At 54.7% G+C, this 21,766-nt stretch carries 11 protein-coding genes and 1 tRNA gene; 5 read left to right on the forward strand and 7 right to left on the reverse strand.

The genetic code is table 11. The features are described from left to right. Positions 1-191: 191 nt before the first annotated feature. The 4 genes from RBB82_RS20065 to RBB82_RS20080 all read right to left on the reverse strand — a co-directional run bounded on the left by RBB82_RS20065 (position 192) and on the right by RBB82_RS20080 (position 6,947). Positions 192-1,616 carry a TolC family protein gene (locus tag RBB82_RS20065; RefSeq protein ID WP_433972511.1) on the reverse strand — a complete coding sequence of 475 codons (1,425 nt, stop codon included), beginning with the start codon at positions 1,614-1,616 and terminating at the stop codon, positions 192-194. 217 nt (positions 1,617-1,833) lie between these two features. Beyond that, entirely contained in the window at positions 1,834-2,964 is a 1,131-nt protein-coding gene (locus RBB82_RS20070) for an HlyD family secretion protein (protein WP_433972512.1), read from the reverse strand. 63 nt (positions 2,965-3,027) lie between these two features. Further along, a complete protein-coding gene (locus RBB82_RS20075; protein WP_433972513.1) occupies positions 3,028-3,462 on the reverse strand; it encodes a universal stress protein in 435 nt (144 codons plus the stop codon). 818 nt (positions 3,463-4,280) lie between these two features. After that, positions 4,281-6,947 carry a PAS domain-containing protein gene (locus RBB82_RS20080; protein ID WP_433972514.1) on the reverse strand — a complete coding sequence of 889 codons (2,667 nt, stop codon included), beginning with the start codon at positions 6,945-6,947 and terminating at the stop codon, positions 4,281-4,283. Positions 6,948-7,620: 673 nt separating this feature from the next. Here RBB82_RS20080 and RBB82_RS20085 point away from each other — a divergent pair. The 4 genes from RBB82_RS20085 to RBB82_RS20100 all read left to right on the forward strand — a co-directional run bounded on the left by RBB82_RS20085 (position 7,621) and on the right by RBB82_RS20100 (position 15,919). Continuing rightward, on the forward strand, positions 7,621-8,280 hold the full coding sequence (locus RBB82_RS20085; RefSeq protein ID WP_433972515.1) for a MarC family protein: 660 nt from the start codon (positions 7,621-7,623) through the stop codon (positions 8,278-8,280). A 473-nt stretch (positions 8,281-8,753) separates the two neighbouring features. Beyond that, positions 8,754-9,869 (forward strand): hypothetical protein, encoded by a 1,116-nt coding sequence (locus RBB82_RS20090; protein WP_433972516.1) that lies wholly within the window; start codon positions 8,754-8,756, stop codon positions 9,867-9,869. Between the two features lie 41 nt (positions 9,870-9,910). Next, the gene (locus RBB82_RS20095; RefSeq protein ID WP_433972517.1) at positions 9,911-13,258 is read left to right on the forward strand and encodes a two-component regulator propeller domain-containing protein; all 3,348 of its coding nucleotides are present in this window, start codon (positions 9,911-9,913) and stop codon (positions 13,256-13,258) included. A 1,050-nt stretch (positions 13,259-14,308) separates the two neighbouring features. Continuing rightward, on the forward strand, positions 14,309-15,919 hold the full coding sequence (locus RBB82_RS20100; protein ID WP_433972518.1) for an MFS transporter: 1,611 nt from the start codon (positions 14,309-14,311) through the stop codon (positions 15,917-15,919). A gap of 513 nt (positions 15,920-16,432) precedes the next feature. Here RBB82_RS20100 and RBB82_RS20105 read toward each other — a convergent pair. The 3 genes from RBB82_RS20105 to RBB82_RS20115 form a co-directional block, all read right to left on the reverse strand. Then, positions 16,433-16,517 (reverse strand) — tRNA-Leu (locus RBB82_RS20105). 190 nt (positions 16,518-16,707) lie between these two features. Beyond that, entirely contained in the window at positions 16,708-17,394 is a 687-nt protein-coding gene (locus RBB82_RS20110) for a lipid-binding SYLF domain-containing protein (protein WP_433972519.1), read from the reverse strand. 223 nt (positions 17,395-17,617) lie between these two features. Then, entirely contained in the window at positions 17,618-20,053 is a 2,436-nt protein-coding gene (locus RBB82_RS20115) for an Orn/Lys/Arg decarboxylase N-terminal domain-containing protein (protein ID WP_433972520.1), read from the reverse strand. Positions 20,054-20,380: 327 nt separating this feature from the next. On the opposite strand from RBB82_RS20115, the gene RBB82_RS20120 reads away from it, so the two are divergent. Next, positions 20,381-21,724, forward strand: a complete 1,344-nt coding sequence (locus RBB82_RS20120; RefSeq protein WP_433972521.1) for a tetratricopeptide repeat-containing glycosyltransferase family 2 protein — start codon at positions 20,381-20,383, stop codon at positions 21,722-21,724. Positions 21,725-21,766: the final 42 nt, after the last annotated feature.

The raw sequence follows: 21,766 nt of genomic DNA on the forward strand, positions 1-21,766 counted from the left end.
ATTGATCTTCGCGCTGAACCATTCGCGATTGCTCAGCTCTCGCTGAGGCAGACTTCGTTGTAGGACGAAGTTGTTAATGACCGGAGTTGTAGCGCAGATTACGGACCCGCCGAGCGCAGTCAAATACTGATTAGGTCTTATCCATGGAGTTCATACCTGCTTTGATGTCAGAACCGTTTGGTACTGACATTCTATTGCGGCATCTGGCCGAGCGCTCTCTTCAAGTCTGCCTCGGCCAATGAGAGGCCGCAACTTGCTTCCACCAAGGATGCGGTAGCGCTCGCGAGGTCAGCGTGACTTTGATTGCGGACGGAACTGAGCGTCGCAGTCTGCTCAAACTGTCGATCGGCAAGCCTGGCTGCTTCTGTTCGGACCTTCACGACTTGTCCGGCAACATCAACCATCTGCCTGAGTTCGTCGACTCTGTCGTAAATGCCTTGCACCTGAATATCAATCTCAGACTGCACCTTGTCCAAGGCAACTTCCGCAGAGCGCACTTCGCTCTGCGCCTCCCGAACTTTGGCTTCGCGCCGGCCGCCATCGAAGATGTCGTAGCTGAGCGAAAACCCGAATGTTCCGAAGTTATGGACGAGAAACGGCACTCCACTCTGGTAACTGTACCGGGAGAGCGCTGTCACATCGGGGATGTAGGCATCCTTGGCCGCGGCGAGTCCCGCTCGGGCCTTAACGAGAGTCTGTCGAGCCGCTCTGATGTCCTGGTTGTGTTCGAGCGCGATCCGTATCGCGTCAGCCCGTGTTGGAACGTCAAGCGCAACAGGGGCCGCTCCAGGATCCAGATCAACGGGGGTATTGACTGGGAGTCCAAGAATGTCCGCCAGCTGACGCCGAAGGTCGTTTCCTTGCAGGCGTAAAGTCAAGCTCTCCTGCTGTGCCTCCAGGATGGTTGCTTTGCTCTGAAGAGCCGATATTTCAAGGGCGTTTCCCCTTGCCACGTCGCTCCGGTTTTCCTCATCCCTGATTTGGGCTGAGGCCAACTGGTCCTGAGATGCCTTCAGCTTTTGTTGGTTGATCAAAATGTTGTAAAAGAGCTGGCGGACTTGCAGCGCAATCGCATCCTGCGTTTGATCAAGCTGTGTTTTCGCGACAAGCAGATCCTGCTTTGCTGCAACGTTAGCTTGGTGGATGCGAAACAGCTGAGTAAGGGGCTGCTCTAAACCCACTCCCCCTATATACCAAGTGGCAGAGCCTTGATCGATAAAGAGCGGCTTCGATGGTACTGGTCCGGTTGATGGTGAACTCCCAAATGCGCCTGCTGGTATTGCAACGCCTTCTAATTCGGTCACGTGGAGAACACTGCCACTCGTCTTGATTTGAGGCAGATAGTTGGATCTTGCTTCGTCTTTTTTGCTTTGCATCTGCTCGACGGAAAGACTGCGAAGGCGAACAGAATGATTTTGCTTCAGAGCAAGACTGATCGCCTGCTCAAGTGTTAATTGCATCGGGTCCGCAGAGGATTGTTGTGCCACTGAAGTCGCAATGAACGTCGAGCCCAGGAGTGCCAAGGGCAGGCACAGCTTGGCTGCTGCACGAAATTCTCGCCGTGCGGCGGGGGCTGATGTCATAATCTGTCCCCCTTCATGGAGTGTGCTTCTCATTTAGCCTCCACTGGTGCAGCAGTGACCTGCCGATACTGAGTTGGCACTGTTCGACGCTTCATACCATCCGATCCGTCCGCCAGAACGATCAAGCGACCAATGCATGTCGCAATCAGTGCGTAAAGGAGCCCGCCGGCAACTCCAAGCACCCGGCGTATTGTCGCTGCCGGGCGACCATCTTGCGTGTTGGCATCAGGACCTGTCATTGATCGCCATCCTATCGTCCTCCAGCCTTGCCGGTACGAACCGTAACGACTGCCGAGAATCCAGGCCGGAGCCGATCGAGATAAGGCTGTCCCGGAAAAAACACAATTTTGACAGGTACTCGCTGAACGACCTTGGTGAAGTTTCCAGTTGCATTGTCAGGCGGCAAAAGAGCGAACTGAGAACCGCTGGCGGGAGAGAGTTGCTCGACCCTCCCGTAAAACACTCGGTTTGGGAAGGTATCGATCCGAACATCTGCTGTGTCGCCAACTCGCATATTGGTGAGTTGTGTTTCTTTGAAGTTTGCCAGCACCCAGATTTCGCTCTTAACCAGATCAATCACTTGTGTTCCAGGACCGACCAATTGCCCGGCAAGGGCGTGACGTTCCCCGACTGTTCCATCCGTCGGGGCCGCGATTCGCGTGTACGCCAAATTCACTTGAGCGACGATAATAGCGGCCTTCTTCGCCGCTATATCAGCTTTGTAAACATCATCTTTTGTGTTCAGCGCCTCCCGTTGGCGCCTCGAAGCCTCAAGTTGACTTTGGCTCGTGGCCAGGGCTCCCTCGGCACGCGCAAGATCCGCTTTACGCCCGTCAACCACGCCGCTGAGCTGGCCCTGCTGAGCGGTAGCCGTTTCCAATTGCTGGTGAGTTGCCGCCCTCGAGTCAAACAGAGCCTGCTGACGATGCAACTCAGTCATAGCACGATCAAGTTCGGGTGAGGCCGAAGCAATGGCGGCTTTGGCAGCGTTGATAGCAGCCTCTGCCTGGAGGATCCCCGCCTTCGCTCCGTCGATTTGTGCATCCTGTATTCTCTTCGCCGCTTGATTGTCCGCCAGCGAGGCTTCAGATGCGGCGAGGGTAGCCTGGGCTTGACTCAAAGTCGCCCGATAATCGTCGTCGTCGAGCTCGATGAGAATCTGGCCCGCCTTAACGCTCTGGTAGTCATTGACGTTCATCTTGCGGACCGTCCCGGAAATCCGCGTGCTCAAAGGCGTCATGTCCGCTCTCAGGTAGGCGTCGTCCGTTACCTGGTCGTGACGGTTTCCTTGCCATCCCGTCAAGTGTCCGGCGATGGAGAAGAGTAGACCCGCAGCGACGAGCACGACGATCAACGGTATGATCAAGGATTTTTTACTCATCCGTAAAGCCTCCGAAGCCTAGATTAATTTCGACTGAAATACTCGCCGCTCTCGACCGCCCGCTCAATGCACGCCGAGCACGCTGCAGGGAGCTTCCTGGGCGAGGTCATAGACGGAACTCCAAAGGCGGGATAAATAGAAGTCGTGCTGATGAAGGCCAATGACAAGCAGATCGGCGCGTTCCTCTTTGAGGAAATGAAGTATAGCCTGCACCTCCCGCCCCTCTATGATCGAGCCCTTCGCGTGAACTCCATGCTCATGGGCTAACAGCGATGCCTTCTGATGCAATTCACTTTGGGTTCGCCGCCGGTCTTCCATCATTGCGTTGGGAACAGTTGGATCGACGATGATGGTAAACGAGCTGTAGGCGGGAAGATCTCCCAGGATAGACACCGTTGCGAGTTCCGCACTGGTGACTCGCGCGAGTTCAATCGCTGTGCGTAGCGCACGCTGCGACTCCGGTAAATCATTCAAAGCAACAACGATCTTGGAGAACATAAAGCCATTCAAGTGGAATCGACACGGATTTATCGTATTGTTTCAACTCGAATAGCCGCTATTACATATTTCTGGTAGCTCTCGTATGTCCTTGAAGAATGGACGAAAATAGCGGCACGGAAGATGGCCATTTCATCTAGGTCTGGCCTAAGCGTCCATATACATCTGATCCGCGAAGTCCTAAGTATCTCCCGCCGAAAGAGCATCACCTATTTACAGGACGAAGTGGCGTTTCTTTCATGTGAAGCGAAGAACAACCTGACTCGGTGCACGATTCACTCAACCCGCCACTGGCAAGAACGCTTGATCAACCATGACGAAAAAAACGTGCGATCGTGCCGCAGCTCTCATCTATAAAGGATATGTAATTTGTCGGGGACCTGTTGGATTGTTAGGATAACGTTGTTCGCCGGCGGGAGTGGCTCTTGAATAGTAAAAACTGTCTTAGCTCGCCACCATCAAAATGGTAAACGCATCGCAGAGGCCACATTGATGGTCTCTGTGTAGGTCTGGCATTTGGACAGGATGCCGCCCGGGATGTAGACAAAGCTGCAACCAAGACCGGTGATGCTGTCAAGCATGGGGCTAAGAAAGCCGGCAGAGCCACGAAGACTGGCGCCAAAGACGCTAATCATGGAGTTGAGGTTACGGCCAAAGACGCCGGGAAGGTCTCAAGACCGATACAGAAAAGACCGGCGACGACGAAAAAGGCGGCTACCAAGTAGTCAAAAAAATGATTGCCTGCAACCCGGTGAGAGCAACTTGGCCCATCAGGATTTTAAATGTAAATTCAATGCCGAGAATCGTTGGACGTGGAGCTAGCGAACCTCGGGTTTTGACAACATGGGCAACGCTACATTGAAAGTGGCACCGTCGCGGTCAGGATTGTTCTCTGCCCAGAGTCGCCCACCATGGGCTTCGACGATAGATCTTGAGACGGTCAGACCAATGCCCATGCCTTTTTCCTTGGTTGTCATAAAGGCATCGAATATCTTTTCGGTGTCTACGAGTCCCGGGCCACTATCGATGACCTGGACTATGACCTCGCGTTTCTTTGCGATAAAGGCTTTCAGCAGAATCTTGGCTGTATTTGCACTCCCTCTTGTTGCTTCAATGGCATTTGAAATTAGGTTGATCAATACTTGCTGAATTTGAATACGGTCGATACAAATTGACGGCAGACTACCTTCGATGGACAGGTCAATTTGAACCTCGCGCTTGTTGGGGTCTTCATGGATGAAACGTAGAGACTCTCGAATGACGTCCAGAACGCTCTCGTCCCTCTTCTTATGTGGTTCGCTTTTAAAAAGAGCACGGATACGCTGCATGGTCTCATCGGCTGAGCGGATATCTCTTAAGATTCGCTCAATCGAGGCGTTTGTTTCGCTTAGATTGGGCGGATTGGCTGCCAACCAACGCTTGGCAGCTTGAGCATTTCCAAGCACAGCCATAAGCGGCTGGTTAAGTTCATGAGCAATCGATGCTGATAGCTCAGCTACGGTTGCGATCTTCGATGCTCGGCTAAGCTCTACACGCGTATCCCGAAGGTGGTCTTCTGCTCGTTTCCGCTCGTCGATGTCAATTGAGAGGCCGTACCACCGCAAGATTCGGCCGTGAGGATCACGCAAGGGTTCACCCATTACGTGATGCCATCGGTACTTTCCATCTGCGCGTCGCGTGCGGTGTACTGAGGTGAACGAATCTCCAGTTTCGATTGCACGGAAGAATATCTTCGCGAGCTCTTCTCGATCATCGGGATGAATGACGCTCATCCAGCCGCGATTAACGAATTCTTCGAAGGGAGCACCAAAATATTCAAGAAATCTTTTAGAAAGATGCGCTGGCTCCCCTGTCGGCAATAATGACCAAAGCATTGAGGGGATTGTTTCGATAATGTCAACGAGCTCACGCTCTCGCATCTGAAGAGCGTGTTCAATCTCCTTCAATGCATCGATGTTCGTAAGAGTCCCGTACCACTTAACAACATTTCCCCCATCATTACGGAGAGGGAGACTACGATACAGGAACCAGTGATAGGTTCCATCCGCGCGCCGGCAGCGCAGTTCATGCTCGACGGGCGCTTCGGCGGCCAATGCTGCCCGCCATTTGGCCACCACTCGATCAAAGTCTTCGGGATGTATCGCGTCCCCCCACCCCCAGCCCGTCCCCTGTTCTCTGGAGAACCCCGTGTAGTCCAGCCAACTTTGGCTTATGAAATCGACCGATCCGTCGGGCATAGCGGTGCCCACAAAGGCGGGGATTGCCTCAACGAGAGCCCGAAGCTCTCTCTCGCTGAGCCGGATTTTCTCTGCCGCCGTTTTTGCCTCGGTAATATCGATGACCGCTCCGGCGAACTCGATGTCGTTGGAGTCGGCTCTCAAAGGCCTCGCCAGAACGTGAACATACTTGACGCGATTGTCGGGGAAGAGCAAACGATACTCGTAGTCAATAGCGTCGCCGCTTGTAGAAGCTCGTTCTACAGTTTGAAGAACGAAACTACGGTCTTGAGGGTGAACGCGGTCCACGATCATGTCGAGCGTGATTTTCACCGCCGGATCATATTCGAAGATGCGATAGGTTTCGTCCGACCACACATGCTCTTCGCAGCCTGGCCTCCAACCAAAGCTGCCGGTGTGACTCAGCCTTTGAGCTTCTGCCAAATAGGCTTCGCGACGCCGGAGTTCCTGGGTAAGGAGTTCGTGCTCTGTTACGTCTATGGCGCTGCCTACGATCCGTTTCAGAGATCCGTCTTCTATAACAGGGGCTCCTACACAACGAATATGCCTCACCTCGCCGTCAGGTCGCACAATACGCTTGGTGACATCGCATCCCAATCCTTCGACAAGCATTTTCTTGATCAGCGATGCCATGAACTCACGATCGTGCTGATGAATGCGTGCCAGGTATTCCACAAGGGTAGGGGGAGGCTTGCTGGGATCAAGACCATATATCTGAAAGAGCTCGCGCGACCAGTGGCCGAAACATCCTGTAGGCTCGAAAACCCAGCTGCCAATATGCCCTAGACGTTGCGCTTCTGCTAGGTAGAGTTCATTTCTCTGTAGCAATTGGGCGCGGATGTGAAGTTCTTCTTCGGCCTGCTTGCGTTCCTCGATCTCGATGCTCGATCCAACCCACTGGACCACAACTCCATCAACGTCACGTCGTGGCACCTTGCGATGGAGCATCCAACGATAGGCCCCATCAGCTCGCCGTACTCGTACGGCTGTTTCGAAGCGCTCTCCTGTAGCGATCGACTCTCGCCACCTCTGCACAAAACTATCGGCATCTTCAGGGTGAATCCAGGAAATCCATTTCCATCCCAACAGACTCTTCGGCGGCTGCCCAACGAAATCCAACCAGGTCTGATTGAAGAAATCGAGGTAACCATCCGGCCGTGCGGTGTGGATCATCGCAGGAGCCGAGTCGATGATCTGGCGAAGATTCAAGTCTTGATCGTCCACGGAAGTATTCTCGGCTGCTCCCATGGTGCAGATGGTACACCCAGAAGGATTCAACTATAAAGGCGTAAGCCAGACTGCGCGAATGGAGGGCACAGTCTGATCAAACCGCGGGGATTGGATGTTCAGCCGGTGCGACGACGATTCTCCTGATATACCAGAAAGATGTAATGGACGCTGAGGCAATGGCCCACTACATTGAATCGCAGAATAGGTAACTGTAATTGGGCGATTGAGGCTTACCAGCTTTTGTAAGTCTGCGGAACCGCTGCAATTTGAATCGTAAGTCCACCTTCGGACATATTTAGCTGATCGAGCGAGCTTGATTTGGAACTGGTCACTCCGCAGCTATTTACGAGGAATCCGGGGAGGCAATTGTGATGGGAGGATTTCAACATTGGAATTTTAGAATCTTGGGTTAGCCTTGGCACCCGCGATTTTCGCCGCACTTGGCGCCACGCAAGGCTCGATCTCGATGGGTCATTTTCCGCAGCCGGGCCAGGCGGTGGGAGAAGCAGTAGGGTTTGGGAACCACTATGGAAGGAGGGCTATTTATGAAGTGGGCGGATGCCGGACCCCGAAGGGATTCTCACGGCTAACGAAAGGTCCGGAAGGCCACAGGCGACATTATGGACTTCACGAAGCCCTAAGTTAGGGGGAACTCTCACTGGAGATCGATTAAATCCAAGGTATCGAATAGATGCAAGACGCGGTGAAAAATCTACTCTTGGTTCTCGTGACACTCTTCCCCATTGTGGATCCACTCGGAGGTAGTCCTTTTTTCCTGGCGCTGACTAGAGAATACTCGCCGGAAGAGCGAAAAGCATTGTCCTGGCGCATTGCAATCAATAGTTTTTTCTTGCTGGTTGCGACGTATTTTGTCGGTACTTATGTGCTCGCCTTTTTTGGGATTTCGCTGCCCGTGGTGCAGGTCGGCGGAGGTTTGATCGTCATCGCGACAGGATGGACGTTGCTGAAGCAGCGAGACGACGAAAAACAGGAGGTACAGAAAACCGTCCAGCCCCAGGACTCAATCCGTCGGGCGTTCTATCCCTTGACATTGCCACTGACCGTAGGCCCTGGATCAATCTCTGCGGCGATCACACTGGGTGCGAACGCCGCTCACCATCATGCATACCATCCTTTGACAATTTTGGCGGCACTCATTGGATTGGTATTGATAGCAATTAGCATTTTGCTCTGCTATGGATTTGCCGACCGGGTGGCGCGAATCCTGGGAGCAACGGGGATGACAGTGATCACACAATTGTCGTCTTTTTTCCTGGTTTGTATCGGGGTGCAGATTGCATGGAACGGGATTAAAGCATTGTTGGAGTCAATGACGCTGCACGTTGGCTGATCAAAGACCGGAGCGCTCAAATTCAGCGACTATGATTGGGGTGTTCGTATGATCGAGGATGACAGAGGAGGCACGACGAACCTCTTAGATCGTAAAAATGCATGGACCGATGCGAGCGGCGCGCTCCGCATACAGATCAAGAAGAAATCGGGTATGTGGTCGTGTGCAGAAATATTCTTAAATCGCGCTCTCGGGTACAGCACATACTCGGTAACAGTACGTGATATTTCTCATCTAGAGCCTACTACGGTCTTCAGTATGTTTAGCTTCGACGAACCCAAGCGGCACTTTCGCGGAATTTACGTTGAGGTCGGCCGCAGGGGTGACGTTGGGAGTAAGAACAATGCAGAATATGTAATTCAACCGTTCTACAATAAGTCAGAAGTCACCAAGCGCGGACGGGCACGACGCGTTTTGGTGTTGCTGAGCTTGCTGCTCGTAGCGCAGCTTCCCTCGGATCGTGACGGAGATCGATGATGTCGCGCCGGCACTTAATCGCACACACCACAACATTGTCGGCGCTGCTAGCGTACTTTGTGCTGACCGGATGTCGCTCTTCATCAAAAAATCCAGTTCCGACAGTTGCTTTCAGCAAGGTCCCCGCCGCCTATCAAGAGGATCCCTATAAGACAGACATATTCGAACGTGATTACAAGACAGGCACAATCGAAGGTCGTGCCATAGGAACTCGCCCAGCGCAGCGAATAGTGGTATACGCAAAGACGGATGGACGATGGGGCGTGTGCCGGCAATCAGATCAGCCGTTTACGAATATCGAAACTGACGGCAAGTGGAAAGCCGCGGTCCACCTGGGAATAGAATATGCGGCTCTGCTGGTTGATCCAACCTACAGTCCGCCTGAACAAACTGAATCGTTACCGGTCATCGGCAACGGCGTGGTGGCGCTGGCGGTCGTGAACGGAGAAGGTCCAGCGCCGGTACTCCCGCCGCCCAAGACATTGGACTTCAGCGGTTATGAGTGGACGGCGAGCAGCGGGCCAATTTTTCACGCTGGGTCAAGAAACTTTTTCGATCCAGCGAACGTTTGGACAGACGAAAAAGGAGCACTGCATCTTCGCATCTCTGGGAGCCCGGGAAAGTGGAATGCGGCAGAGTTGAAGCTCACGCGCAGCCTGGGATATGGAACGTACCGGTTCCAGGTGCGCGACACCTCTCATCTCGAACCTTCTGCTGTTCTAACGCTAGTCACATGGGACGGCGCTGGCACAGAGAGCAACCGGCGCGAGTTGGACGTTGAATTCGGTCATTGGGGATACCTTGATAATGACGACGTACATTATGTTGTGCAGCCTTACTATGTTCCAGCTAACATTGTTACCTTTCGGGCGCCGCCGGGTGCCTACACTCACTCCTTCCGCTGGGAACCAGGGCAAGTGACATTTGCGACGGTGGCAGGATCGAGCAAAGCTGGTGGTGGCCGAGTCATCAACCAGCACGTCTTTACCTCCGGTGTGCCTTCTCCGGAAAGCGAATCGGTGCGCATCGCCCTGTATGTATTTCATCAGGGGCATATTCCCCTAAAAAGCGAAAATGAGGTCATAATCGACAAATTCGAGTACCTCCCGTGATCCGCTGGTTGAAGCAAACTCGATGGACCCTTATTGGCATTGTGCTAGCAGGCCTTGCCGCCGATGCACGTGCACTCGATCCTAATCGTCTGCCTTCGCAGTACGTACGCGAACAATGGACCACCGACACCAGGTTTCCCGGAGGCGCGGTCAACGGAATCGCGCAAACCGCAGATGGATACCTCTGGATTGGAACCGAGAGAGGTCTGATACGTTTCGACGGCTTTAATTTCAGTCCTGTCTCTTTTCCTTTTATCGACACCGCTTCGAACGTTCCCATACTGCAACTGCTTACGGATGCTGGCGGAAACCTGTGGATTCGTCCACAGGGCGCCGATCTGGTACGCCAAAAGGATGGCAAGTTTGAGAGTGTCAGACATGGTCAAGACGCAATTACCGCTTTGTCAAAAGATAACAACGGCGGAGTACTGGTTTCGAGCATTGACCAGGGTACATTCCGTTACATGGCGGACGACGTTCAGAAATTGGGGCCCTCTTCGCCGCCAGTGATCTCCATGACAGAAACAGCCGAAGGCAAGATTTGGATAGGCACACTCGGCGATGGCCTCTTTTTTCTTTCGGGCGGTCGAGCTACCCAGATCAACGCAGGATTGCCCGACCGAAAGATAAATTGTCTGCTGGCGATCGGTAGTGACGAGTTGTGGGTCGGCACCGGCACGGGCTTGTATCGCGGAAACGGCACAGGCTTTAGTCGGCTCGAATTGCCGTCGTTCCTGGGTAATGTCCAGGTTTTGAGCCTCCTGCGTGATCGTGACTCGAATGTCTGGGTGGGTACGACGCGCGGGCTACTGCGCATCAATGGAAAAGGCGTTTCGTTCTCCGAAGAAATTGAGCTTCGCGGAGATGGCGGTATTAACGTTCTGTTCGAGGACCGCGAAGGGAATCTCTGGGTCGGAGGTGGGCGCGGGCTAGGCCGCATTCGGGACAGCGCGTTCGTAACGTATTCCTCTGTCCGCGATCGTCGTTTCGAACACAATGGCCCCGTATATGTCGACCCGGAGGGCCGCACCTGGTTCGCTCCCGCTCAAGGTGGGTTGTATGTTCTCCAGAACGGCCGCCTTCAACCCGTTACATCGATACCACCACATGAGGTCGTCTATTCCATCAGTGGACGGGCAGATGTTGTGTGGGCCGGACGTCAACGCGGGGGACTGACCCGTATACGATTTCGCAACGGTGCGACAGAGAGCCAGAGTTATACAGAGGCAAACGGACTGGCCCAAAACAGTGTCTATGCTGTCTATGCGGGCCGCGATGGCTCTGTGTGGGCCGGCACACTAAACGGCGGCGTCAGCAAATTCAAAGATGGGCACTTCACCACGTACACGACGACCAACGGCCTCGCTTCGAATACCGTCTCGTCCATCCTCGAAGCCCGTGATGGTGCAATGTGGTTTGCCACACCTGGCGGGCTGAGTTCTTTTTCAACCGGCCAATGGAGGACCTATACAACGGCGGAGGGTTTGCCTTCGTCAGAGGTGAATTGCCTTTTTGAGGATTCATACGGAACTCTCTGGAGTGGAACATCTGCTGGTCTTGCCTCTTTTGTCTCTGGTCATTTTAGAGTTCCTAATGAGTCGCCCGACCTTTTGTGCGAACAAATCTTCGGAATGGCGGACGACAAGAGTGGAAGGTTTTGGATCGCGACCTCACATCATGTTTTGCGCGTTCAGCGCGACAAACTGGTAAGTGATGTTGTAAAGGCTGTCGATGTTCACGAGTATGATCGGGCCGATGGTCTCGCCAGCACTGAAGGGGTGAAGCGGAGCCGATCGGTGGTCTCGGATTCAGCGGGTAGGATCTGGTTTTCACTCAGCAGTGGCTTGTCGGTTGTTAATCCATCCCAGATCAATGACAATTCCGCTCCCGCGTTGCCACACATCGAGGCGATCACCGCCGATAACAACATCGCAAATCTCGGGGGCGTCGTTAAGATTCCTCCATCTCCCAGGCGAATCACATTTGAGTACACGGGGCTGAGTCTCATGGCTCCCGGGCGGATTCGCTTTCGATATCTTCTCGAAGGTTTCGACAGTAGCTGGAGCCAGCCGGTTGCAGCGCGAGAGGCTGTTTACACGAACCTTGGGCCCGGCCCCTATCGATTCCGGCTAGTTGCCAGCAACAGCGAAGGGTTGTGGAACGGACCAGAAACTGCAATCGCTTTGAACGTCGCGCCGGCCTACTATCAAACCTACTGGTTCCGGCTGTCGTGCGTAGCTGCGTTTTTGGCGTTCCTTTGGGGGCTGCATCAACTCCGAGTGCGACAGTTACGGCGTGAGGAAAGAAAACTTAGCGAAGCCATTGAGACCATTCCTGCGATGGCGTGGATCGCTGGACCCGATGGGAACGTTCAGTTTGTGAATCGACGGTGGGTTGACTATACCGGCCTGTCCCAGTTAGGAAAAGCGGAAGAAATTGGTGAAATTGCCATTCATCCAGAAGATTTAGATCGAATTGTACGGCGAACGAGGGCGTGCTTTGCCAGTGGTGAGCCGGTTGAGGTGGAGATTCGCTTTCGCGGCACCAACGGGGAGTATCGATGGTTTTTGGGCCGCGCCGTGCCGCTGAGGGACAAACGCGGAAAGGTCATTAAATGGCACGGTGCTGCGACCGACATTCAAGATCGGAAGCGTGCGGAACAGCTACAGACCGACCTTGCCCACACGAATCGGGTTAGCATGCTCGGAGAACTCGTTGCCTCCATCTCGCACGAACTCGCACAGCCCATCACGGCCACAACGAATCATGCCAAGGCATCCTTGCGATGGCTTCAACGCGACCCACCCGATCTGATGCAAGTTCGCAAAGGGACGGAACGAATCGTCGAAGCGGGCACCTTTGCCTCGGAAATCATCAACCGTCTCAGATCGTTGTACAAGAAAGCCCCTTCCAAACGCGAGTTGGTCTCGATAAATGAGGTCATCGGCGAAATGGTCCTACTGCTGCGGGGTGAAGCCAATGAGTATGCCGTTTCGATTCGTACGGACCTTGCCGCCGATCTTCCCAAAATCACGGCAGACCGGGTGCAACTGCAGCAGGTATTGATGAACCTCATGCTCAATAGTATCGAAGCGATGAAGGAGACAGGCGGAGTGCTCACCGTCAAGACGGGACAAGGCGAGGGCAGTCATTTGCTGATCTCAGTCAGCGACGTCGGAGTAGGATTGCCGGCCGAAATGGCGGACGAGATATTTAATGCATTCTTCACCACCAAACCTCAAGGCAGCGGCATGGGGCTGGCGATCAGCCGTTCTATCGTGGAATCGCATGGCGGCCGTTTGTGGGCCGGTTCTCACCACGGACGGGGCGCGACGTTTCATTTCACTCTGCCAACCGCAATCATGGAAGTATCTGCGGCGCGATTCTAGCGCCCAACTGAGAGCTGGGCGACACTAGTCAGAATTGTTTCCGTCACGTGCGGATCGTACGCAGCACCTAGCGGTTCGGGACGGCGCGCCTCATCCGAACAATCACGAAACTTTTCTTTATCGGCGCACAATCGACTGAACCGCGGCATCAAGAGAATCTAGATTTTAGTAGTCATCAGAATAAGGTTTTGAACTGCGCGTCGCCCGGTAGCGACGGCTTTCTTACTATTGGGTACCGGCGTCTTCATAGGTGTACGCGAAGGTCAACTCGTCTCCAATCGGGTCTTTTTTTAAAAAGCCTAATGTATGACTGATGCCATCCCATAATTTGCTCGCGCTAGCAGTCCTGGGCGATCAAAATCCGACCCAATTCCAACAAACAGATCCGTGCTCGTCCCACTGGGAGCTTCGCCCTGCTTGGCTGATGACTTGGTAGCTCCGCCCTCATTTTGAGCGTGGGCCCATGATGTCACACATCCAAGAACAATCGAACAGATCCACAACGCGATCGCGTGACCTGGCCGCCGATTTTGCCGCGTCATTGATTCATGCCTTCCTCGCACAACTTAGCTGGGGAAGTTGAGTTATGTGAGAAAAAGCCCATCCACATTGCCCGGCAGATGCGACCGCTAGTGCCAGATAGCACCTGACATTAGTCTCTGGATGAACTTTATAAGCAAGAACATAGCCGTGCGATACCAGCTTTATGTAATTGGCGGCTCTTAAGCCGATGACTAACATCACGACAAGCTTGAAACGTAGCGAGAAGTCGTCGTTCTACGTGATTGGCGGGAACCCACTATGGCCGACCCGATAGGAGTCATACAAAAATGGCGCTCTACACCGCGATTACTCAAGAAGGTACTGTCTCTTGAGACAAGGCCGGACTGGTATGTGATAGGCACAGCACGATCAGAACCTACGATTTACACCCGCTGAAGGTGCAAAGAAAGGCCGGATGAACAATCTAAGGGGCGGAACGACCGCAACCCTGGATATAGGGATCGGATGTTTCGTAAATGGAACTGATCGGTGACGGAGACTTCCTAAATGACGACTTCAGAGACCCCAGCTCAATCTCCCCCCCAAATATCGGTTCCGCCCCAATCCACCACGAACCCCTATGTGGGAATTTTGGCGGTCTTTCTGGGCGCGGCCCTCGCTACGCTGACCAGCCGATTACTGAGCGTCGGTCTCCCCGATCTGCGAGGCGCTCTCGGCATCAGTTTCGATGATGCATCCTGGCTTCCAACCGCGTTCAACATGGCGACGATGTTCAGCGGCGTATTTGTCGTGTTTCTCAACGCCTTTTGGGGTCCGCGCAGAATTTTGCTACCCGCTGCCGCGATTTTCACGACCGCATCTTACCTGCTACCGTTTGCGCCGAACTACCAGGTGATGATGGCGCTGGTAGTCGTCGCAGGTCTCGCGTCAGGCACCTTCTACTCACTCACGATGACCTTCGTGTTGACCAACCTTCCGAAGCGGCTGGTCATCTTTGGCATCGCAGCCTATGCCGCGGACATCGTCTTCGTCAGCAACATTGCCTCGTTCTTGGAGGGATGGTACATCGACCATCTTTCCTGGCATTGGATCTTCTGGACTGCCGCACTGTTCACTCCATTGATGATGGTCTGTGTTCACTTCGGAATTCCGCGCCGGACCAATGCAGACCCCAAGCCGAGTTGGCACGGGTTCATTTACTTCAGCTTAAGCCTTGCTCTTTTATACGGGGCTCTGGATCAAGGACAGCGGCTGGACTGGCTGAACTCCAGTACTATCGTCGGCATGCTCGTCGCGGGACTCTTTCTGTTTGGGGCAGCCATACTGAGACGTGTCGTCCAGCCCAATCCAATCGTAAACCTCAAATTTCTGAGCACTCGGAACATCATCATTCTCGCCACATCCATCTTCGTGTTCAAGTTCATGCACCTGTCCACGATTGTGCTCGTACCAGGCTTCCTCGGCAACATCCAACATTACCGGGCGCTGGAGACCGGACAAACGCTTGTCTGGGTGGCCCTGCCGATGTTTACGGTGGTGTGGCTGGTGGCCACAATCATCATCTACACGAGCTCGCGGCTGGTCCTGGCGCTTGGGCTCACTGTGGGCGCGATATGCTGTTGGATTTGGTCCCACGTGGATACTTCTTGGTCGGGAAATACCTTCGAAATAGTGGAGCTTCTGCTGTCCCTCGGCTTGGCAGGCGCATACATCGGTTTGGTGAGCAGCATTGTCCTGGAAGCGCTCGAATCGGGCGCCCTCACAAGCGCCTCTAACATCGCCACATTCTCCGGATTCATGCACCTGATGCGAATCTTCGGCGGCCAGATCGGCGTAGCTGCTATGACTCGCTTCATTGCCGTGCGGGAGCAGTTTCACTCCAACATGCTGGGGCTCTACGTCCAAAGGGGCAGTTGGCTCACCGATCAGCGACTGCGGATGCTGGCAGGCGGAGTACGGTCGCGGTCCACCGACGGGCTAGAGGCACAGCAACGTGCAGCCGCTATTCTGGGCCTGCAAGTGCGGGCGCAGGCGTACACACTTGCGACTTCAGATGGATTCGTCCTCATCGTGTGGGTGGTGATTGCTTATCTCCTCCTAATGCTGCTTCTAAGGCCAGGCAAAATCACCTTCAACGACCTTAGCAAGATGCAATGAATTCGAGCATCGATATGACCGAAACACTTAAGGCGAGCGAGTTGCTCCGTCTGCGTTGGCGGTCCCTCGATCATCCAGACCGCTCTGCCCCTTAGGGATCGAGAAACCTAAATATTTGCCATGACAGAAAAAGTCGCTCGACACCTTCTTTAACTGGTTGTACGAGGACGTGCACGATCAGGTCACTATGTATTCGGGGCCTGATTTCAAGAAGTTCATCGAGATAGATGTCCCATCTTGGTCAAGAAGGGGTGCAAAGGATGGGCTGCGGTGGGGTTCGGTCGAGGAGCGAGCTGTTAGAAATACGGCGTTGAATGCATCCAGCTTGAGTTCAAAGAGAGCATCACGCCTAGGCGACTCGGATCTAGTAAACGATGTAGCAGATTTCAACAGCGCAATATAGACCGCAGCGAAATTGCTTGTCTTACAACCTTGACAAAAACCGTGACAGTAACAAAAAGTGAGGCCAGCCGATTAGGGCTGGCCGTCTCGTATCTTATTGAATCTAAGGATTGGTGCGGAGGAGGGGACTTGAACCCCTATGCCTTGCGGCGCTAGCACCTCAAGCTAGTGCGTCTGCCAATTTCGCCACCTCCGCGCTATCTCTCAACGCCTGGTGAGCGCGAGGTGCGGTAAGCAATCCGAAGGTAAGTATAGCATCCGAAGGCGGTTCTTGTAGCTGTGGATTTGGGCTGTGTCCAAGCAGTGTTGCAGGAAGGAGGCGAGCGGGCAAAAAGAAACTGCCTCTTCTGATTGAGAAGAGGCAGTTTGCGGTTTCGTTCCGGTGACTACTGAATACGTTTCGGTGACGCCTTGGTGAGGACGCTGTCGAGTGCTTTTCCTGAGGCGGTGATGGTAACCGCTCCATCCCGGACGATCTGGGATGCGGTGACGGGTTTGCCATACACAACAGCGTTGGCGTCATCGTCAGTGTCCATGGATGCGCTGGCGATTGAAGCGCCGGCGAACAATCCACCCTTGGCTCGGGAGTATGTCAGGACGTCGACGTTCGGATCGTTGGCGGCGACTGCCTTCGCTCCGGTTGGGCCGGCGACAGCGGTTGCATCCGCACCGAGCTTGAGTTTGCCCGAGAGGATCTTCGAGGCACCCACATTGGTCTCGACCACGAGAACATAGTCTGTGGAAGAGCTACCGAGCTGCACGCCGAGGCTGCCGACGTCCAACTTGTACATCGCAGGGGCCGACCACTTGCCGTTAAAGTCGGCGCCGGAGCGGCAGGCGATCACGCCGCGACCATAGGTTACGCCGAGGCCGATTCCGACCTTCTTTACGGCGGGGAAGACCAAGACGCAAGCTGATTTATTAAGGAGATTTTGAGGTATCCCGTCGGTTTTGGCGAGGAACTGTCTCAGGACTTCGGCCGAGTCGCCCAGACGATTGTCAATTTTGTTTTGGGCAACGGCCGGTAGGGCCACCGTAGCGCACGCCAGAGCGAGAAGCAGGCATTTCTTCATCGTAACGACCTCTTTTGGTTTGTTTTCAGGGCGCAGCAGCGGTTGCCGCGTGTCAAGTTTGCTGCAATCAAGTTACCGTTCATTCGGCGCAAACGGTACTAGTAGAAATACTAGGCATGGGGTTAAAAATGAGTTGGCCACCAATGCCATTAGGAGAGAAAACGGCCTCTACTATAAAGCAAGAAGAGGCCGTTCGGGTATACGTTTTTGAACAGTCAAGAGATTACCTCTCTGAACCGAGCCCGTCCCCGGGACTGACCGGCGTGGTGGAGGTGGTGGCGCGCTTTTTCTTCTTGACCGGCGGTGCTGCATTTGGTGGACGCTGCTTTCCGTGGCCGTTCCCGTTCTTCTTCTTCCCGGTGGACTCGATGACCGCGCGCATCCAGTAGTTGCCGTCGGAGTCGACCTCGATGCCGTGAACCTCACGCTCAAAGCCGGGGAAGCGCTTGCCGAACTCTTCCATGGCGAGGATGAGCTTGATAACTGGGCTTTCGGAGCTGCCGAGACGTTCGCCAGGCATGGACATGGGAATGCCTGGTGGGTAGGGAACCAGCATGACTGCGGCGATGCGGCCAGCCATCTCGTTGAAGCGGATCTTTTCGGTCTCGTGACGCAGGAGTTTCTGGTAGGTCTGTGCCGGGGTGAGGATAGGATCGAAGTCTTCGTCACAGGCGTCGTTGACGAGACCCGAGAGATTGAGCTGAACCATGGCCGCGTGCATCTCGTCCGAGAGTTCTTTGAGGGTGACATTGCGGTAGCGGGTCGGGTAGCGAGAGACGAGCTCGGGGAGGGCCTCTTCGAGCTGGGCTTCGGAGTCGTAGAGGCGCTTGAACTCGAAAAGGTTCTCGAGCAGGGCGCCCCATTTGCCCTTGGAGGTGCCGACCGAGAAGAGAACGAGCACCGTGTAATCGCCGGTGCGGGCGATTTCGACGCGGCGACCGTCGAGGAACTCGGTGACGATGGCTGCGGGAATGCCCCAGTCGCTGATGACGCCCTGGGCATTGACGCCAGGGGCAAGGATCGTAACCTTGGTGGGATCGAGCATGCAGTAGTCGTCTGATATGTCCTCATCCTGGTAGCCATGCCACTCCTCGCCGGCCTTGAGAGTCCAGGCACTGGAGCGGTTGGTGAGGAGGCCGTCGGCGGCTTCTTCGAGAAGGTAGGTCTGACCGTCGAGGGGATCGAAGACGTACTCGGGCTGGTAGAGGCGGAAGAACCAGCCCTGCTCGGCGGCTCGGAGGCGGTGGCCGATCGACGACATCGCTTTGCGGAAGCTGATAGCATCCTGCAAGGTCTCGCTCATCAGAGTGGGGCCAGCCGGTTCGTCCATCATGGCTGCGGCAACGTCGAGTGATGCAATGAGGGGATAAAAGGGCGATGTGGTCCCGTGCATCATGAAGGATTCGTTGAACTGATCGAAGTCGAGGTTCGCGCGAGGGCTGAGCTTGACGTGGATCATGGAGCCCATGGAGAACGCGGCCAACATCTTGTGCGTCGATTGGACGGCGAAGATGGTCGGGCGATCAGGCATGTCATCTGGAACGCCCATGGCGAAGCGGCCTTGATAGATCTCGTGAAACTTGGCATAGGCGTACCAGGCTTCGTCGAAGTGGATGCGCGGGACGGACTTTGAAAGCTCAGTGACGACACGATTTACGTCGTAGCAGAGACCGTCATAGGTGGAGTTGGTGACGACGGCGTAGGTTGGATTCTGGTTGGGGACACCGGTGGTGAGGGGGCTCTTGTCGATGATGCCGCGGATGAACTCGGGGCTGAAGCGTTTGATTGGCACGAGGCCGATCATGCCATAGCCGTTGCGCGTGGGCTTCATGTAGACGGGGCGGGCGCCCGTCACGGTGAGGGAGTGGCAGATGGATTTGTGGCAGTTGGCGTCAGCGAGGACGATGTCGTCCTGGGCGATGACACCGTGGCCGACGATCTGGTTGGAGGTCGACGATCCACCGAGGACGTAGAAGGTCCAGTCGGCGCCGAAGATTCGGGCGGCGTTGCGCTCGGACTCGCCGGGAGGTCCGAGGTGATCGAGCCACGAGCCGAGCGGCGCAGTGGAGATGCCGAGGTCCGAACGCATGATGTTTTCACCGAAGAACTTGTGGAACTCCATCCCGACGGGGTGCTTAAGGTAAGCGACGCCGCCCATGTGGCCGGGGGCGTCCCAGGAGTAGGCGCCTTGATCGTTATATTTCTTGAGCTCGCGGAAGTACGGGGGAAGGAGTTGCTCGTGGTAACGCTCGACGGCGAAGTCGACGCGGTTGGCGATGAAGGCGGGGGTGTCGCCGAAGAGGTGAATGTACTCGTGCACTTGTTTTACGACTTCGAGGGGAAGCTCGCTGACGAGGGTGCGGTCAGCGATGAGGAAGATTGGAATTTTTTTATTGCGGCGGCGGACGGCGCGAAGAATGGCCAGTGCGGCACCCTCGGCGAACTGGTTCTCCCCTTCGAGGTCCCAGTCCAGAAGGATCGCGCTGTACGACGGATCGGATGTGACCAGAGAGAGACCATCCTCCGGCGTCGAGGTGCGGACGACCTCGTAGCCTTCAAGACGGATTGCCTCGACCAAACGCTCCATGGCGCGATCCGAGACCGAATCCGTGCCACCAACTTCACTCGCAATCAATAAGACCCAACGACCTTCGCTCATACACCTCTCACGACTTCTTTATTCGACTCTTAGATGTTACAGGGAAGTTTTGCGGGAGGTTTTTGGGTTGTGAATGTTCTGCGAAATATGTCAGGAAACTAGAGATTTGTCACGGGCAGGTGCAGTTGACGCAGGTACGTTTGGCGCAAATGCCACAAACCAGAGCTTGCTCGCTTTCCGAGTGCCTTACGAGCGCGGTGGATGCGGACTGCTGGTCGGTTGGTAGCTCCGAACATACTTTTACCCGAGATTTTTAGAGATTGCTAATACGCGAATCTTGGCGATGGCCATCCGTATGCAGATTGCATCGTGACGAGGGGGCGTGCTTTGGCAACGATTGGGCTGTCGATGATCGTGAAGAATGGCGGGGAGGACCTTCGTTACTGTCTTGAGAGCGTACGATCCCTTGTCCATCAGATTGTCATCGCAGATACGGGATCGACAGACAACACGGTGGAGATTGCAACAGAGTTCGGCGCGACCATCACTCGAATCCCGTGGGCCGATCATTATGCCGAAGCGCGCAATGCCGCACTGGAAAAGGTGACGACGGATTGGGTATTGTCGCTCGATGCCGATGAAGAACTCTCAATCGAAGCCGCCCGAGGCATTCCGCAGTTGATTGAGCAGAGCGGCGCGGACATAGGTGGATATCGGCTACCGATACGAAATTACTTTGCTGACTCCCTCGCCGGCGTGAGTGGGATGCTTTCGCGCGTGAACAACGACAGCAACCCGCGGGCAAAGAATGCGAAGTCGTACGCGGAACACATGCTCGGTCGCCTGTTTCGCCGCGAGCCGAGGGTCAAGTTTTCCGGGCGAATTCATGAGAGCGTTGAGCTCCAGATTCTTGCTGCAGGGTATAAGTGCGTTGATTCGAATCTGAGGATTCTTCACTTTGGGACTCTCGCTGGGCAGGAGAGTTATCGGGGGAAGCAAGCCTACTACCGCAAGCTTCTGTGGATGGCAGTGAAGGAGACTCCCCATTATCCGCATCTGTGGGTGCAACTGGCGCTTGAAGAGGCGAAGTACTTCGAAAATCCGGATGTGGCGCTGCGATGCGCGGAAGAGGCTGTAACGATTAACGCGAATGAGTATGAGGCGTGGTCGATGATTGGTGCGATCCATCAGGGACAAAAGCGCTATGAGCTTGCAATCAAGGCGCTCAACCACCTTCCGGACTCAGGCGATTGGGGAATTACCAAGATGCGTTCGCTTGGGGATCTACTGTATCAGCTTGGACGCTTGCATGAGGCGCGGACGATGTATCTGCTGGCTCAGGAGAGAGTGGAGATAAGCAGTTGCGCGTACCCGGATGCTTTGAAGGCGTCCGTAGAAAGCCGATTGGGCTATATCGAAGTGCAACTTGGGTTGTGTACGGCGGGATTTCGCAAGCTTCACCATGCTGCAGATATATCTCGTGACGGGATGGAGAATCACGAACGGCTGGTGAATGCGTATGTCCTGCGAGAAGACAATCGTTCAGCCGCTGATGTGGCTGAGTCAACGTTACAGTACATCGCGAATGAAAAACTATTTCGACGTGCGGTGGCCCTGAGGGCGCGGCTCAACGAGTATGACCGCGCTGCAGCTTTAGCTGATGCCGGTTTGCAGATGTTTCCTGAATCGATCGAGCTCCAGAAGATGAAGATGGAGATCAGAACTCGATAGCTGGGATCGTTCGCCACCCGTTTTTTTCGGCTAATGCGGTTC

This window comes from Tunturiibacter lichenicola (assembly GCF_051013355.1).
Taxonomy (GTDB): domain Bacteria; phylum Acidobacteriota; class Terriglobia; order Terriglobales; family Acidobacteriaceae; genus Edaphobacter; species Edaphobacter lichenicola_F.

What these genes read in the sequence shown, in the direction of transcription:
- RBB82_RS20065 (WP_433972511.1), bottom strand. Translation starts at nt 1,616, where the DNA reads ATGAGAAGCACACTCCATGAAGGGGGACAGATTATGACATCAGCCCCC.
- RBB82_RS20070 (WP_433972512.1), bottom strand. Translation starts at nt 2,964, where the DNA reads ATGAGTAAAAAATCCTTGATCATACCGTTGATCGTCGTGCTCGTCGCT.
- RBB82_RS20075 (WP_433972513.1), bottom strand. Translation starts at nt 3,462, where the DNA reads ATGTTCTCCAAGATCGTTGTTGCTTTGAATGATTTACCGGAGTCGCAG.
- RBB82_RS20080 (WP_433972514.1), bottom strand. Translation starts at nt 6,947, where the DNA reads ATGGGAGCAGCCGAGAATACTTCCGTGGACGATCAAGACTTGAATCTT.
- RBB82_RS20085 (WP_433972515.1), top strand. Translation starts at nt 7,621, where the DNA reads ATGCAAGACGCGGTGAAAAATCTACTCTTGGTTCTCGTGACACTCTTC.
- RBB82_RS20090 (WP_433972516.1), top strand. Translation starts at nt 8,754, where the DNA reads ATGATGTCGCGCCGGCACTTAATCGCACACACCACAACATTGTCGGCG.
- RBB82_RS20100 (WP_433972518.1), top strand. Translation starts at nt 14,309, where the DNA reads ATGACGACTTCAGAGACCCCAGCTCAATCTCCCCCCCAAATATCGGTT.
- RBB82_RS20110 (WP_433972519.1), bottom strand. Translation starts at nt 17,394, where the DNA reads ATGAAGAAATGCCTGCTTCTCGCTCTGGCGTGCGCTACGGTGGCCCTA.
- RBB82_RS20115 (WP_433972520.1), bottom strand. Translation starts at nt 20,053, where the DNA reads ATGAGCGAAGGTCGTTGGGTCTTATTGATTGCGAGTGAAGTTGGTGGC.